Annotated in this window: 15 protein-coding genes; 5 read left to right on the forward strand and 10 right to left on the reverse strand. The window is 70.9% G+C overall.

Annotated elements, in window-relative coordinates:
- The 3 genes from AC3WLY_RS21750 to AC3WLY_RS21760 all read left to right on the forward strand — a co-directional run.
- Positions 1 to 420, forward strand: a 420-nt coding sequence (locus tag AC3WLY_RS21750) for an acetyl-CoA C-acetyltransferase (RefSeq protein WP_492309949.1), incomplete at its 5' end; no start/stop codon positions are given.
- Between the two features lie 217 nt (positions 421 to 637).
- Entirely contained in the window at positions 638 to 1,381 is a 744-nt protein-coding gene (phbB, locus tag AC3WLY_RS21755; RefSeq protein ID WP_072445159.1) for an acetoacetyl-CoA reductase, read from the forward strand.
- A 109-nt stretch (positions 1,382 to 1,490) separates the two neighbouring features.
- Positions 1,491 to 1,697: a hypothetical protein gene (locus AC3WLY_RS21760; RefSeq protein WP_175962072.1), complete on the forward strand. Its 207-nt coding sequence runs from the start codon at positions 1,491 to 1,493 to the stop codon at positions 1,695 to 1,697.
- A 90-nt stretch (positions 1,698 to 1,787) separates the two neighbouring features.
- Here AC3WLY_RS21760 and AC3WLY_RS21765 read toward each other — a convergent pair whose 3' ends face one another.
- The 10 genes from AC3WLY_RS21765 to AC3WLY_RS21810 all read right to left on the reverse strand — a co-directional run bounded on the left by AC3WLY_RS21765 (position 1,788) and on the right by AC3WLY_RS21810 (position 12,115).
- Positions 1,788 to 2,108 (reverse strand): hypothetical protein, encoded by a 321-nt coding sequence (locus AC3WLY_RS21765; RefSeq protein ID WP_492309948.1) that lies wholly within the window; start codon positions 2,106 to 2,108, stop codon positions 1,788 to 1,790.
- Entirely contained in the window at positions 2,105 to 2,608 is a 504-nt protein-coding gene (locus tag AC3WLY_RS21770) for a hotdog family protein (RefSeq protein WP_175962070.1), read from the reverse strand. Before AC3WLY_RS21770 ends, AC3WLY_RS21765 begins: the two co-directional genes overlap by 4 nt.
- A complete protein-coding gene (locus AC3WLY_RS21775) occupies positions 2,608 to 3,423 on the reverse strand; it encodes a beta-ketoacyl synthase chain length factor (protein WP_492309947.1) in 816 nt (271 codons plus the stop codon). The genes AC3WLY_RS21770 and AC3WLY_RS21775 overlap by 1 nt, the downstream gene beginning before the upstream one ends.
- A gap of 8 nt (positions 3,424 to 3,431) precedes the next feature.
- Positions 3,432 to 4,643 (reverse strand): beta-ketoacyl-[acyl-carrier-protein] synthase family protein, encoded by a 1,212-nt coding sequence (locus AC3WLY_RS21780; RefSeq protein WP_425133429.1) that lies wholly within the window; start codon positions 4,641 to 4,643, stop codon positions 3,432 to 3,434.
- Positions 4,644 to 4,705: 62 nt separating this feature from the next.
- Entirely contained in the window at positions 4,706 to 5,596 is an 891-nt protein-coding gene (locus AC3WLY_RS21785) for a polysaccharide deacetylase family protein (protein WP_492309946.1), read from the reverse strand.
- Entirely contained in the window at positions 5,593 to 8,052 is a 2,460-nt protein-coding gene (locus AC3WLY_RS21790) for an MMPL family transporter (RefSeq protein ID WP_492309945.1), read from the reverse strand. Before AC3WLY_RS21790 ends, AC3WLY_RS21785 begins: the two co-directional genes overlap by 4 nt.
- Entirely contained in the window at positions 8,052 to 8,693 is a 642-nt protein-coding gene (locus AC3WLY_RS21795) for an outer membrane lipoprotein carrier protein LolA (protein WP_492309944.1), read from the reverse strand. The genes AC3WLY_RS21790 and AC3WLY_RS21795 overlap by 1 nt, the downstream gene beginning before the upstream one ends.
- A complete protein-coding gene (locus AC3WLY_RS21800) occupies positions 8,690 to 9,646 on the reverse strand; it encodes a lysophospholipid acyltransferase family protein (protein ID WP_492309943.1) in 957 nt (318 codons plus the stop codon). Before AC3WLY_RS21800 ends, AC3WLY_RS21795 begins: the two co-directional genes overlap by 4 nt.
- Positions 9,643 to 11,397, reverse strand: coding sequence for an AMP-binding protein (locus AC3WLY_RS21805; RefSeq protein WP_492309942.1), 1,755 nt, complete (start codon positions 11,395 to 11,397; stop codon positions 9,643 to 9,645). The genes AC3WLY_RS21800 and AC3WLY_RS21805 overlap by 4 nt, the downstream gene beginning before the upstream one ends.
- Positions 11,398 to 11,461: 64 nt before the next feature.
- The gene (locus AC3WLY_RS21810) at positions 11,462 to 12,115 is read right to left on the reverse strand and encodes a COG4648 family protein (protein ID WP_492309941.1); all 654 of its coding nucleotides are present in this window, start codon (positions 12,113 to 12,115) and stop codon (positions 11,462 to 11,464) included.
- Between the two features lie 548 nt (positions 12,116 to 12,663).
- On the opposite strand from AC3WLY_RS21810, the gene AC3WLY_RS21815 reads away from it, so the two are divergent.
- Together AC3WLY_RS21815 and fabG are read left to right on the forward strand one after the other, a co-directional pair.
- Positions 12,664 to 12,948: a phosphopantetheine-binding protein gene (locus AC3WLY_RS21815; protein WP_175962078.1), complete on the forward strand. Its 285-nt coding sequence runs from the start codon at positions 12,664 to 12,666 to the stop codon at positions 12,946 to 12,948.
- Positions 12,949 to 13,058: 110 nt separating this feature from the next.
- The gene (fabG, locus tag AC3WLY_RS21820; RefSeq protein ID WP_492309940.1) at positions 13,059 to 13,775 is read left to right on the forward strand and encodes a 3-oxoacyl-ACP reductase FabG; all 717 of its coding nucleotides are present in this window, start codon (positions 13,059 to 13,061) and stop codon (positions 13,773 to 13,775) included.
- Positions 13,776 to 13,814 lie beyond the last annotated feature (39 nt).

Genomic DNA, 13,814 nt, shown 5'->3' on the forward strand with positions numbered 1-13,814 from the left:
GCGGCGGTGCTGGTGATGTCGGCGCAGAAGGCGGCGGCGCTGGGCCTGACGCCGCTGGCGCGGATCAAGGCGTATGCAAACGCGGGCGTGGATCCGAGCGTGATGGGGATGGGCCCGGTGCCGGCGTCGCGCCGGTGCCTGGAGCGCGCGGGCTGGACGCCGGGCGACCTGGACCTGATGGAGATCAACGAGGCGTTCGCGGCGCAGGCGCTGGCGGTGCACAAGCAGATGGGCTGGGACACGTCGAAGGTGAACGTGAACGGCGGGGCGATCGCGATCGGCCACCCGATCGGCGCGTCGGGCTGCCGGATCCTGGTGACGCTGCTGCACGAGATGGCCAAGCGCGATGCGAAGCGCGGGCTGGCGTCGCTGTGCATCGGCGGCGGGATGGGCGTCGCGCTCGCGGTCGAGCGCGTCTGAGCCGGGTCTGAAGACACGACCCGCTGGCGGCGCCGGCCGGCGCCGCGTGCGGGCGAAGCGGTTGTCGCGCACGACAAGCAGCCAACAACAAGCGCGATGTTCCGGTGCGTGCCGTGCCCGCGACGCGGGCGGCTGCGCATCGAAGCGGTGGGGCGGCAGCATGTGCGATGCCGTCGCCCCGCATTCATCGATTACTTTTTTGTCGGTAATTTATAGGATGACTAAGCGAATTGCAGTTGTGACAGGTGGGATGGGCGGTCTCGGCGAAGCGGTCAGCATCAGGTTGAACGACGCGGGCCACCGGGTAGTCGTCACGTATTCGCCGAACAACACCGGCGCCGACCGCTGGCTGACCGAGATGCACGCGGCCGGCCGCGAGTTCCATGCATACCCGGTGGACGTGGCCGATTACGATTCGTGCCAGCAATGCATCGAGGCGATCGTGCGGGACGTCGGCCCGGTCGACATTCTCGTGAACAATGCGGGCATCACGCGCGACATGACGCTGCGCAAGCTCGACAAGGTGAACTGGGATGCCGTGATCCGCACGAACCTCGATTCCGTGTTCAACATGACGAAGCCCGTCTGTGAAGGCATGGTCGAGCGCGGCTGGGGTCGCATCGTCAACATCTCGTCGGTGAACGGCTCGAAGGGTTCGGTCGGCCAGACCAACTATGCGGCCGCGAAGGCCGGCATGCACGGGTTCACCAAATCGCTGGCGCTCGAGGTCGCGCGCAAGGGCGTGACGGTGAACACGGTGTCGCCGGGCTACCTCGCGACGAAGATGGTCACGGCGATCCCGCAGGACATTCTCGACACGAAGATCCTCCCGCAGATTCCGGCGGGCCGGCTCGGCAAGCCCGAGGAAGTCGCGGCGCTGGTCGCTTACCTGTGCTCGGAGGAGGCCGGTTTCGTGACGGGCTCCAACATCGCGATCAACGGCGGCCAGCACATGCACTGACGCGCGGCGGCCCGGACCGCGTTCGCGCGCGTTTCAGGCCGCGTTCCGCTATATCCAGTGCCGGAGCGGCGGCAGGCGCGCCGCTTCGGCCTCGCATTCCGGAGAAGGCATGGGTGAAACCTGGATGGGACTCGCGATCGGCGGCTCGGCACTGGCCGTCGCGCTGACGATGGCGGTCTTGCTCTACTGGCTCGAGCGGCGCCGCGCGCGGCTGCTGCGGAACTTCGATCATCGCGATTGCTGGTTCGTCGCGTACGGCAAGTGCTTCGCGCGTCGGCCCGCGAGGCCGGCACGCCGCATGCGCGGCGCGCGATGACGGCCGCGACGCCGTGGTAACGCGGCGTCGCGACCGACGGACGGTCACGCATCGCGCGCATGCAGTCGGGGATGCGCGCGATGCGCGTGCTCAATCGCTCTTTCCTCCCGACGCGCCCGAGTCGTTCTTGTGGAAGATCCGCTTCGTCGTGCGCTTGGTGGCATCCCAGCCTTCGCGCGACGCGTGTGCGACCCCGTGCCCGACCGCCTTCGCGGCGCTGGCGGTTGCGTGGCCGAAGCTGCGCGCAGCTTCGCCCGTCTTGTGCGCGGCTTCCTTCGAATCGCGCTTGATGTCCTGCTTCACTTCCGACATGTCCGCATGCGCGATCGGGCTGATCAGCGCCAGAACGAGTGCGGTGCCAATGAACTGACGAACTTTCACGACCTGGTTTCCTTGTATAAGTCTCTTCATCGAGGATTCGAATTGCCGGCGGGCGGCGGGGCAAACGTGCCGGCCGCCGATGCGTCGAGCATCACCGCGGCGCGGCCGGTCAGCAGCACGCGATCGCCGCAGCGCAGCGCGAAGCCATACAGCACCGAGCGGCCGTCGCCGCTCATGCGTTCCGCGTCGACGGTGAGCGGCAGGTCGAACATGTCGAGCCGGTCGACGAACGCGTCGACATTGCGCACGCTCGCCAGATAGCCGGCGCGCGGACGTTCTTCTTGCATACCGAGCAGCGCGCCGTGCACGGCCATCGCCTGCGCCGCGTATTCGATGCCGCAGACCGACGCGAGCCGGCCGTGCGAGCGCAGCGGGTTGTGCGGATCGCGGTGGCTCGTCGCCGTGCAGCGGATGCGTTCGGCGTCCCACGCATCGACCGTATCGAGCACGCACATCGTGCCGCCGTGCGGAATATGCGCGGCGATCCACGCGTGGTCGAGCGGCGGCGTCAACGCGATCGTCGCGGCCATCACGCGCGCTCCGCGAAGGCAGCCGGCATCGTGACGTCGACCTGCACGCGCGTATCGGCAAGGTAGTCGAGCACGACGCGTGTCGAACGCCGTGCAGCCAGCGCATCGAGCAGCGGCAGCACGCGCGCGGCCGGATTGCCGGTGCGCAGTGCGTCGAGCTCGGCATTCGCGAGCGTCGTGGCAGGCGCGTCGGTGAACTGCACGTCGATGCGGGCGAGCGTGCGCTCGCTCGCTTCCGGCGCGAACACGAGCGCGACGCCGAATGCGTCGTCGATCGGCCGCACCGTGCGCAGCGGTTCCGGATAGTCGGTGTCGTACGCGATCAGCAGGGTCGGCAAGCGATCGACCGCGACCTGGCACAGGCTCTCGAGCAGGCCCGCGGCAAAGCTGCCGTCGTGCGCGCATAGCACGTTCGACGTCGCCATCGCGCGGGTCGCGATGCTCCAGTAGCCGGCCGGCGCGTTGTGCACGGAGTTGTGGAAACGCGTCGGTGACAGCTGGCGATCGTCGCCGGCGAGGGTTTCGCAGATCGCATGGCAGTTCTGGCCGTCGCCGCCGGACGCGCTGAACACGGTAGCGAGCGTGGCCGCATCGCGTCCGCTCGCGGCGACCGCTTCGTTGCCGGCTGCGAGCGCGACGCGCACGACGGGGCCCGTGCGGCGCCGCTCGGCCGACGGCAGGCCGGCCGGCGGCGGCAGCACGGTGCGCGCGCCCGCATAGGCCGCGCGGCCCGCGAGCACGTCGGCCGCGTGCGGCCAGTCGTTCAAGCCCGGCCCGACGAGGCCGATGCTTTCGATGAAGGCGGTGAGCGTCATGTCGGGCCTCAACGGCGTACGTGGCCGGCGCGGCCGAGGATCAGGCTGCAATTCGTGCCGCCGAAGCCGAACGAATTGGAGAGCACGGTGCGCACGCGCATCTCGCGGCTCGCGAGCACGTAGTCGGCGGCGAGCGCCGGGTCGGGTTGCGTCGTGTTGACGCCGGCCGGCACGAACTGCTCGCGCAGCGCGAGCGCGGCGACGACCGCTTCGAGCGCGCCGGCCGCGCCGAGCGTGTGGCCGGTCGCGCCTTTCGTCGAGCTGCACGGCGTGCGCGCGAGCAGCGCGCCGACCGCGCGGCTTTCGGCCGCATCGTTGCTCGGCGTCGCGGTGCCGTGCAGGTTCACGTAATCGATGTCGTTCGCGTCGAGGCCGGCGGACGCGAGTGCCTGCTTTATCGCGACGCGCGCGCCGAGCCCGTCCGGATGCGGCGACGACATGTGGTGCGCATCGCTCGATTCGCCGATGCCGAGCAGCAGGATCGCGTGGCCGTCGAGCGCGGCGGGCGGTTCGGGCACGCGTTCGACGAGCGCGAATGCCGCGGCCTCGCCGATCGAGATGCCGTCGCGCGCAACGTCGAACGGCCGGCACGGTAGGCGCGACAGCAGTTCGAGCGAGTTGAAGCCGTACAGCGTCGTCAGGCACAGCGAATCGACACCGCCGACGACGGCCGCGTCGATCAACCCGGCCTCGATCATGCGGCGCGCGGAGCCGAACACCTTCGCGCCGGACGAGCACGCGGACGAGATCGCCATTGCCGGCCCGCGCAGCGCGAAATACGCTCGCACGAACGCGGCCGGCGAATACGGGTTGTGCGTGTGCGCATAACGAAAATCGGCAGGCAGCGCGCCGCTCGCCGGATCTCGATGCCGGTACGCGCGTTCGGTCTCGAGGATGCCGGCCGTGCTCGTGCCGATGAACACGCCGACGCGCGCCGCGCCGTGGCGAGCGACGGCCGCCGCGACGCGTGCGTCGAAGCCGTCCTGCGTGAGGGCGAGTTGCGCGAGGCGGTTGTTGCGGCACTCGAAGTCGGCGAGGTCCGCGCGCACGGGTTGCTCGTCGACGCCGTCCACCGCGCCGATCCACGTGTCGAGATCCGCACGCTCGAAATCGCATGGTGCGAGCCCGCCGCGGGCGTCGCGCAGTGCGTCGAGGGTCGCATCGAGGCCGCGGCCGATGCAGCTGGTGGCGGTGAAGTGCGAGAGCAGGAGAGGTTTCACGAGGGTCGCATCCGGTGGCCGGAACGGGCGCCGCAGCAAGGCTGGCAGGCGCGCGTTCGAGTTCAGATTTTATCAAACGGGGGTGCCGGAACGCCCGGCTGGCCGGGCGGTTCGGGCGCGAGCGCCGCGCGCAGCGTGGTCCAGTGCAGTTGCGCATCGGCGGCTGCGCGCAGCACCGCTTGCAGTACGTCGAGCACGACCGGTGCGCCGCGCGCGTCGCGTGCCGCGTGACCGTCGTGCACGAGCAGGATGTCGCGCGGTGCGAGGCCGTTCAGCAGGCGGCGCGTGACGGTCGCGGCGTCGTGCGCGCGCGTGTCGAAGCCGCGCCGCGTCCAGCTCGCAAGCTGCAGGCCGAGTTCGCACAGCACCGGTTCGAGAAACGGATTGCGCAGGCCGGCCGGCGCGCGGAAGAACAGCGGGCGCGTGCCGGCGATCTCGGTCAGTGTCTGCTGCGCGGCCGCGATCTCGCGCCGCAGCGCGGCGGGCCCCGACAGCGAGAACGTGTGCCGGTGCCGCTGGCTGTGGTTCTCGACCGCGTGACCGCGCGCGACGATCGCTTCGATCCACTGCGGATGACGGCGCGCCAGATCGCCGATGCAGAAGAACGTTGCGCGCGCGTCGTAACGGTCGAGCAGGTCGAGCACGCGCGGCGTGACGTCCGGGTCCGGGCCGTCGTCGATCGTCAGCGCGATCCGGCGGCCGACGCCGGCCGGCAGGCGCGTCCAGTTCGGGCCGAGCAGCGTGCTGCGCGGCCACAGGCCGGCTGCCGTCAGCGCGAGATGCGACGCGACCACGCCGCCGACGGCCCACGGCCACGCGGCCGGCTGCACGGCGACAGCGGCGGCCGCGCCCGCGTGCAGCGCGGCCGTGCCCGTGATCAGCGGCGTCGGCTTCCAGCGGCGCGCGCCGGATTGGCCGGGCTGTCGAGGCGGAACGGACGACGGTGCGTTCATGCCTGGCTCCGTTGACGACGATCGCCGTCCGCCGCGGCGCGTGGCGCGAGTATCGCCGCGAACGCGAGCGCGAGCATCGCGCCGGGGCCGACGGTCAGCCCGAAGGTTTCGAGCAGCGGTACGCGCGACAGCGCCAGCAGCCCGAAGCCGGCGACCGTCGCGAGGTTCGCGACCAGCAGCGACACGAGCGTGTACGGCGTGACGGGCTGCGCGTCGTCGCGCTTGCAGAAGAACAGCGCATAGTTCGAGCCGACCGCGACGATCAGCAGCATGCCGACGAGGTGCAGGATCGTCAGTTGCACGCCGGCGAGCGCGAAGCCGGCCGTCACGACCAGCACGGCCGCGACGAGCGGCGCGAGCGCGCGCACGGCACGGCGCGGCGAGCGCAGCGCGATCAGCAGCAGCACGGCGATCGCCGCGAAACCCGCGAGCGACAGCCGGATGTCCTCGTGCACGTAGCTCACGTACAGGCGATCGGCTTCGGCTTTCATGTCGACGAACAGTGCATCGGGCACGCCTGCTTGCGCGACGGCCGTGCGTATCGGCGTTGCGTCGAACCCTTGCGCCGCGCGTGCGGCGTCCGGCGCGCGCAGCGGCAGCATCGCGCTCCAGCGGCCGTCGCGTTCGGTCAGCAGCGCATCGACCGCGAGCGCCATCGACGTGCCGCGCAAGTCAGTGCGCGTCAGCAGCGGCGCGTGGCGCGCGGCTTCGACATCGGCGATGAACGGCGCGAACAGGTCGGGCTTCACCGCGATCGGCTGGTTTGCGACGGCGTCGCGCATCCGCGCGGCGAGCACGTCCGCATCGGGCAGGCTCGCCTGGCGCGCGCGCTGCGCGGCGTCGCTCGGCAGGTAGCGCGCGGGGCTTTCGAAACCCGCGAGCGCGCGCTGGTCGACGAGCGGCTGCAGTTGCGCGGCGACCTTTTCGGCGCCTTCGAGCGCGGCCTGCTCGGTCGGCGCGGAAATCACGACGAGGTAGCGCACGTCGGGCGCGCCGACATCGGCGCGCAGCCGCGCGTCGAGCGCCTGCGCGCGCGCCGGCACGGGGCTGAGCGAGGCGAGCTCGCGGCTCCACAGACCGTCGCGATGCAGCACGAGCGTCGCGCACGCGGCGACCACCAGTGCGGCGAGCGGCCAGCGCAGCCGCGGCGCGGCGTCGGCCGCGCGCGCGAGCACGGCGCCGACGCGCGACACGTCGCGGATCGCGACATGCCCGCCGTGCAGGTGCGGCAGCACGAAGCGCGTGACGAGCGCGGCGGCCGTGAGCCCGGCGATCGAATACAGCCCGAGCTGCACGAGGCCCGGGAATCCGGAGAACAGCATCGACGCGAAACCGCACACGGACGTCAGCACGCCGAGCCGGATCGTCGGCCAGTACGCGGCGAGCCATGCGCGCGTCGCATCGGCCGGGCGCGCGCCGCTGCGCGTGCCGGCCTGCGCCGATTGCACGAACAGGTAGATCGAATAGTCGACGGCTTCGCCGATCAGCGTCGTGCCGAAGCCGAGCGTCAGCCCGTGGACCGTGCCGAACGCGACGCCGACCGCCGCGATCCCGGCCGCGACGCCCGTCAGCACCGGCAGCAACCCGAGCGCGAGCGTGCGCGGCGAGCGGTACAGCGTCAGCAGCAGCGCGACGATCAACACGACGCTCGCCATCGACAACCGCTCGACGTCGTGCCGGATCGTATCGCGCATGTCGACCGAGAACACGCCGGGGCCCGTCATCGCGAGCGTGGTCGCGGCCGCGTTCGGCACGGCCTGCGTCGCGGCGGCGAATGCGCGGCGCACCGTGTCGATCGCGCGCGCCTGCGCGTCGGTATCGGAGCCGGCTGCGGCGGTCCGCACGAGGAGCACCGCGCGCGTACCGTCGTGCGACGCCCACACGCCGTCGCGGTTCGCCGGCTGCGCCGCGCTGTCGAGCTGGTCGACGAGCGTGGCGACTTCGCCGGTCGGGTCGCGCGGCAGCATCGCCTTGGCGACGAGGCCGGCCGACGAGCTCAGCAGGTCGAGGCTGTCGCCGAGCGCCTGATGCAGGCCGTCGGCGCTGAAGCGCTGCGGCGTGACCGCCGGGCTCAGCAGGTAGCGGTGATCGAAGATGAACTGCCGGTCGCGCGCGTCGTTCGCGGCTTCGCCGTTGTTCACCGCCGCGAACTGCGGATCGGTGCGCAGCGTGCCGGCGATGCGCCGCGACAGCGAGGCGCGCGTATTTGCATCGCCGCCGTCGATCGCGACGAGGATCAGCCGCGACACGATGCCGTCGCGCAACTGGTCGACGAGCACGCGCTGCCCGGCGCTCGGCGAGTTTGGCAGGAACGCTGACAGATCGGCCGTGAAGTGCGCGCGGCCGATCGCGACGCCGCACGCGACGAGCGCGAGCAGCCACACGAGCACCGCGCGCTGCCGCAACGCGTGCAGGCGGCGCATGACGGGCGACGGACGGATGCGCTGCTCGTCCATCAGTTCGGATTCGCCGGAACGGGTTGCAGGCGCATCACGGAATGATCGCCGTCGGCCTGCCGGATCGCGACGCCGCGCAACACATCGCGCGTGCCGTCGAGCGTGATCGTGCTGACCACCTTCAGCATCCGCGAGTCGAGCGGCGTGAGCGTCAGCGTCCAGTCGTCGCCGCGCCCGGCGAGCGCGACCTTGTACACCTGTTCGAGCGCGAAGCGGTTGCCGGCGAGCGTCGCACGGATGCTGTCGATGAACGCGCCGAGTTCCGGATAGCGCGCGAGCGCGAGCGTGTACTTGCGGTTGTTGCGCTCGACGGTGAGCATGTCGCCGTCGACGACGAGGTGTTCGGGCTTCGGGCTCAGCGTGTGCTTTTCCAGATGATCGGGCGCGACGAACACGAGTTCGCCGGACGATTCGACCGGCTGCGTGGCGATCGACAGGTACTTCGTTTCGATGAACGTCGCACGCCCCGACTTGTGCTGCGCGAGCGTCGACATCAGCCGGTCGAGGTTCCAGGCCGAACCCGTGTCGGCCGCGTGCGCGGGCACGGCCAGCGCGATCGCTGCGGCGGTTGCGGCGAGCAAGCGGGCGCCGCGTTGCAGCGCGAGCGGGAACGGGAGCAGGAAGCGGCGAACGGCGGTCATGCGTCGGAATCCCTCGTGGCGGGCAGGTCGGCAGCGGCGCACGCAGCGTCGCCGACTTGCCAGAAATCGAAATAGTTGAACCAGTTGTACGGCGCTGCTCGGCAGTACTTGTCGAGCAGCGCGACGTAGCGCGCGAGTGCCGCGTCGACGGCCGCCGCGCGCGCGTCGCGCCGCACGTCGGAGAAATCGGCGAGTGTTTCGAAGTGCACGTCGTAGCGATTGCCGTCGCGATAGAGGCCCGTCATGAAGATCACCGGACGCCGCAGCATCGCGGCCATGTAGAGCGGGCCGAGCGGGAATGCGGCCGGCGTGCCGAGCAGCGGCAGCCGCCGCAGCGACGCGGCCGCGTCGTCGCGCAGCGTGCGGTCGGCGAGCATGCCGATCATGCAGTTCGCGTCGAGGCGCTCGCGTACTTTCAGCATCGAGTCGACCTGCCCGAGCGGAATCACTTCCGGCGTCGCGGCCGGATTCACCGCGGCGAGCGTCGCGTTGATCTTGCGCGCATTGTTCTCGTACATCGTGACGACGACGCGCAGGTCCGGGTGCGTGCGCCCGATCGCGCGCACGACCTCGAAGCTGCCGAGGTGCGCACCCATCAGGAACGCGCCGCGTCCGCCCGCGAGCGCATCGTCGACGAGCGTTTCGCCGTGCAGCCGGATGTCGAACAGGTCGAAGCGCCCGTTCATCAGATAGATGCGGTCGTGGATCGTCGCCGCGAACGTGAACACGTGCCGGTACACGTCGCGCCAGCGTGCGGGGCGGCCGAGCACGCGACGCAGGTAGTCGCGCGACGCGGCGCACGCGACCGGCGAGAACAGCACGAAATACGTCGCGATCAGATGCAGCACGATGCGCGCACGCTGCCGTCCGAAGCGCAGCGAGATCCACGTCATCGCGCGCAGCAATCCCGCGTTGCTGCGCTCCTGGCGCTCGGCCCACGCGGTGCGCTTCATGGCTGGGCACCGTCCTGCACGGCCGGCGGCGCGGACAGCACGCCGGTCGCGACATCACGCGACCCGGCGCGCAGCGTGAAGCGGATCGCGCCGCTGGCCGAGGCGTCGAACGCGAGATCGAGCGGTTCGTCGGGCGCGACCGGGCTGAGGAATTTCGCGGAACCGAGCCGCCACGCGTGCAGCGGACGGTTCAGCGCCGCGCCGATCGCGTGGATCGCGTGATCGAGCAGCACGACGCCCGGCACGACCGGATGACCGGGGAAGTGGCCGGGCAGCGCCGGATGGTCGGCGGGAATCGTGAACGCGAGCGCGGGCGTGCCGGCCGCGTCGCGCGAGGGAAGCGGTGCGGCCGCGGCGCGTGCGTGTCGTGCGACGAGCGCGGCCAGTACGTCGCGCGGCAGTTTGCCCGTTTCGTTGCGCGGCAGCGCGTCGACGAACACGAGCGGGCGCGGCATGAACGCGGGATCGATCCGCTCGCGCAGCGCGCGCTGCAGATCGGTGGCCGCGAGCGTCGGCGCGACGACGAGCGCGACGAGGCGCGTGACCGGTTCGAGGCTCGTATCATCGTGCGCGGCCGCGGTTTCGTCGGGCATGAAGAACACGCCGTCGACCACCTCCGGAATCGCGTTGAGCTGATGGTTCAGGTACGCGAGCGACGTGCGCTTGCCGGCGATGTTGACGAGATCGGCCTTGCGGCCGTGCAGCAGGAAGCGGCCGTCGCCGAGCAGTTCGAGCGCGTCGCCCATCGGCACGGGTGCCTCGACGTGTCCGCCCGACACCCAGACGGTCGGCCCGCCGTCGTCGCCGGCGCCGTCGCTTGCGGGCTCGTCGCGCGCGTCGAGCTGGATGCCGGGGAACAGCTGCCACGCTGCGCCCTGCGACGTGCGGCGGGTCGCGATCTGGCCGGTCTCGGTGCTGCCGTAGATCTCGACGAGCGGTGCGTCGAGCGCGGCCTCGGCTTCGCACGCGAGCTTCTCCGACAGCGGCGCGGTGGCCGACAGCACGAGTGCCGCGCGCGGCAGCGCATGGCCGGCCGACAGCAGCGCGCGCAGGTGGATCGGCGACGTGACGAGCACGCGCGGCTGCGGGATCGCGTCGAGTTCGTCGCGAATGTCGACCGGGTAGAACGGCTGGCGGTTGCTGAACGCGAGGCCGCCGATCAGCGCGAGCAGCACCGTCGATTCGAAGCCGTACATGTGCTGCGCGGGCACCGTGCCGATCAGCGTGGCCGCGCGGCCGTCGAGCAGCCCGAGGCGGTCGGCCGCCGCGCGCACGCAGCCGACCAGGAAGCCCCAGGTCTTGCGGTGCGGCACCGGCGCGCCGGTCGAGCCGGACGTGAACACGTACGCCATGATCCGCGCCGCATCGATCTGCGGCACGGCGAACGGCGCATCGTCGGCGAGGTCGCCGGGGGCGGCGTCGGGATACGCGAAGCGCGGCAGGTCGATCGCGCAGTCGGGCGCGTCGTGCAGGCAGAACGCATCGGGCGCGAACGACGCGAGCTGGCGGACCATTTCCGGCGTGTGCGTCGACGGCAGCAGGCTGACCCTGCCGGAGACGAGCGCCGCGCACAGGCTGACCGCGAAACGGTAGCGGTCGCGGCACACGTTGAACACGTGGCCGCCGGCGGGCAGCGCGGCGGCCACGCGCGCGACATCGGCGACGAACGCGCGCACGGTGACGGGCGCGCCGTCGCGCCAGGCGATCGTCTGGTCCGGCGACGAATGGAATACCAGCGGGTGAGTCGGCATAAATCGGTAAAAACGGGAGCGAAGGCCGGCGCGGCCGCGTTGCGGCGCCGCGCCGGCCGTGAATTCATCGTGACGCCTGCGACGCGTGGGTTGTCGCGCGATACGCGCGCACCGCGTCGACCATTCGCGGCCGCGGCTCGTGCGGCAGCGCGAAGCGCCGGCAGGCATGCTCGGCGGCGAACATCACGGCGACGAGCGGCAGCGACAGGTAGTTCGCGAACGTCGACCACGTGACGATCGGCGCGGTCGCGAACAGCAGCGTCGACACGGCGGCGATCGCGACGAAGAACAGCGTCCACGCGAGCGTGATCTGCCGCGTATAGCGCGCGACGGTCGGCGTGACCGCGCCGTGGATCATCGTCGCGAAGCGCGTGCACAGCGGCACCTCGCCTGCCGCGAGCGTGCGGCCGAACAGCAGCGCCATCGCGACGTTGAAGCTCGCGTGTTCCAGATACAGGCCCCATTCGAAGTGCTGCGCGAGCGGCGCGCGCGCGGCCCACAGTGCGGCGGCGGCCAGCAGCCACGCCGGCACGAACCATGCACGTCGCGGCGAGCGCAGCGCCGCGCCGAGCGCGAGCAGCAGCGGCGGCACGAGCGCCATCGCGAGGCCGAAGCCGTGTGCGCCGGGCGTCGCGGCCGCGTAGTGCGCGCCGGCCTGGTAGGCGGCGACGGCGCCGACCGCGGCGACGCCGCGCGCGATGGACAGCAGCCTGCTCATCGGCGGCCTCCGTGCGGGCGCGGGCGCGCGTCGCCGGCGGCCGCCAGGCGGCAGCAGACGGACGGGCGAACCGGAACGGAGCGGAAGGACGGACGCGGCATGACTGGAAACATCGGGCGGATCGTGGCCGAACGCGGTGGTCGGGCCGTCAAACATCATATGAATGGGCGGCCGGGACGCGGGTCGGGGCCGGTAGTCGAGTGCGCCCATTTTAGGGCCGAGGCATGGCGTGTTCGGGGCGGGCGTGTGCGGGTTTTGTAACCGATTGTATGGCACCGGACGAACGGTTTCGCGGGGTCGGTCCATTTCCATCCAAAGCGGCTCAAGCGTCTCGTGCATTCGTGTCACGAAACGGGCCGCGGCGCCGGCCCGCCAGTCTGTAACCAATCTCGGTATACGGGCCGATACCCATCGTCTAGAATCCGCGTAACTTTTACAAACGATCCCCAAATAACGCAGGCGGGGACGCCGGCAGACGCCGGAGGGACGGAGATTTGCACGCGCCGGGCGTGCACGACGGTTGCCGTTTCCGGGCGCCTCCCGCTGCCATTGGCCGCCTGCTCGCATGCATGATGAACGCACTGGAACAAGAGCTCGCCACGCTGATCATCGGCGAACTGAATCTCGAAGACGTCCCGCTCGAAACAGTGACGGCCGAGACCCCGCTGTACGGCGAAGGTTTCGGGCTCGACTCCATCGACATCCTGGAAATCGCGCTGCTGATCTCGAAGAAATACGGCTTCGAACTGCGCTCGGACAATCCGGATAACCAGAAGATCTTTGCGACGCTCGGCGCGCTGGCCGCGTACGTGGCCGCGCATCGTACGAAGTGACGGCGCCGCGCACGGGCGCGGCGCGCAGGTGACGACGGCATGCGGCGGCGATCGGCAGACGATGCGCCGCCGCGTCGATCGAGGTGAAACGCGATGAACGGAGCAATGCGATGCGCTCGCTCGTGACGGGCGGCAGCGGCGCACTCGGGCAGGCGATCTGCGTGGCGCTCGCGCAGGCCGGCCATGAAGTGTGGGTCCATGCGAACCGCCATCTCGCGCAGGCGGAGGCGGTCGCGCAGCAGATCGTCGCGGCCGGCGGCACCGCGCGCGCGATCGCGTTCGACGTGACCGACGCCGACGCGACGCTCGCCGCGCTGGCGCCGCTCGCCGACGAAGCGCCGGTGCAGATCCTCGTCAACAACGCCGGCATTCACGACGACGCGCCGATGGCCGGCATGTCGCGCCGGCAGTGGCACAACGTCATCGACGTGACGCTCAACGGCTTTTTCAACGTCACGCAGCCGCTGCTGCTGCCGATGATTCGCACGCGACGCGGACGGATCGTCAACATCGCATCGGTGGCCGGCGTGACCGGCAATCGCGGGCAGGTCAATTACGCGGCCGCGAAGGCAGGGCTGATCGGCGCGACGAAATCGCTGTCGCTGGAGCTCGCGTCGCGCGGCATCACCGTGAACGCGGTCGCGCCCGGCATCATCGAATCGCCGATGGCCGAACAGGCGTTTCCCGCCGAACGGATCAAGCAGCTCGTGCCCGTGCAGCGCGCGGGCCGGCCCGACGAAGTCGCGGCGATGGTCGCGTATCTGGTGTCCGACGCCGCGGCCTATGTGACGGGGCAGGTGATGTCCGTCAACGGCGGGCTCGCATGACGAAACGCGCGGTGTCGGCCTGACGTCGCGCAACGCGAT

The organism is Burkholderia sp. FW306-1C-G01B (assembly GCF_058781685.1).

Excerpts from the sequence above, each read along its gene's own strand:
- phbB (WP_072445159.1), top strand. The coding sequence starts at position 638 with ATGACTAAGCGAATTGCAGTTGTGACAGGTGGGATGGGCGGTCTCGGC.
- AC3WLY_RS21760 (WP_175962072.1), top strand. The coding sequence starts at position 1,491 with ATGGGTGAAACCTGGATGGGACTCGCGATCGGCGGCTCGGCACTGGCC.
- AC3WLY_RS21765 (WP_492309948.1), bottom strand. The coding sequence starts at position 2,108 with ATGAAGAGACTTATACAAGGAAACCAGGTCGTGAAAGTTCGTCAGTTC.
- AC3WLY_RS21770 (WP_175962070.1), bottom strand. The coding sequence starts at position 2,608 with ATGGCCGCGACGATCGCGTTGACGCCGCCGCTCGACCACGCGTGGATC.
- AC3WLY_RS21775 (WP_492309947.1), bottom strand. The coding sequence starts at position 3,423 with ATGACGCTCACCGCCTTCATCGAAAGCATCGGCCTCGTCGGGCCGGGC.
- AC3WLY_RS21785 (WP_492309946.1), bottom strand. The coding sequence starts at position 5,596 with ATGAACGCACCGTCGTCCGTTCCGCCTCGACAGCCCGGCCAATCCGGC.
- AC3WLY_RS21790 (WP_492309945.1), bottom strand. The coding sequence starts at position 8,052 with ATGGACGAGCAGCGCATCCGTCCGTCGCCCGTCATGCGCCGCCTGCAC.
- AC3WLY_RS21795 (WP_492309944.1), bottom strand. The coding sequence starts at position 8,693 with ATGACCGCCGTTCGCCGCTTCCTGCTCCCGTTCCCGCTCGCGCTGCAA.
- AC3WLY_RS21800 (WP_492309943.1), bottom strand. The coding sequence starts at position 9,646 with ATGAAGCGCACCGCGTGGGCCGAGCGCCAGGAGCGCAGCAACGCGGGA.
- AC3WLY_RS21805 (WP_492309942.1), bottom strand. The coding sequence starts at position 11,397 with ATGCCGACTCACCCGCTGGTATTCCATTCGTCGCCGGACCAGACGATC.
- AC3WLY_RS21810 (WP_492309941.1), bottom strand. The coding sequence starts at position 12,115 with ATGAGCAGGCTGCTGTCCATCGCGCGCGGCGTCGCCGCGGTCGGCGCC.
- fabG (WP_492309940.1), top strand. The coding sequence starts at position 13,059 with ATGCGCTCGCTCGTGACGGGCGGCAGCGGCGCACTCGGGCAGGCGATC.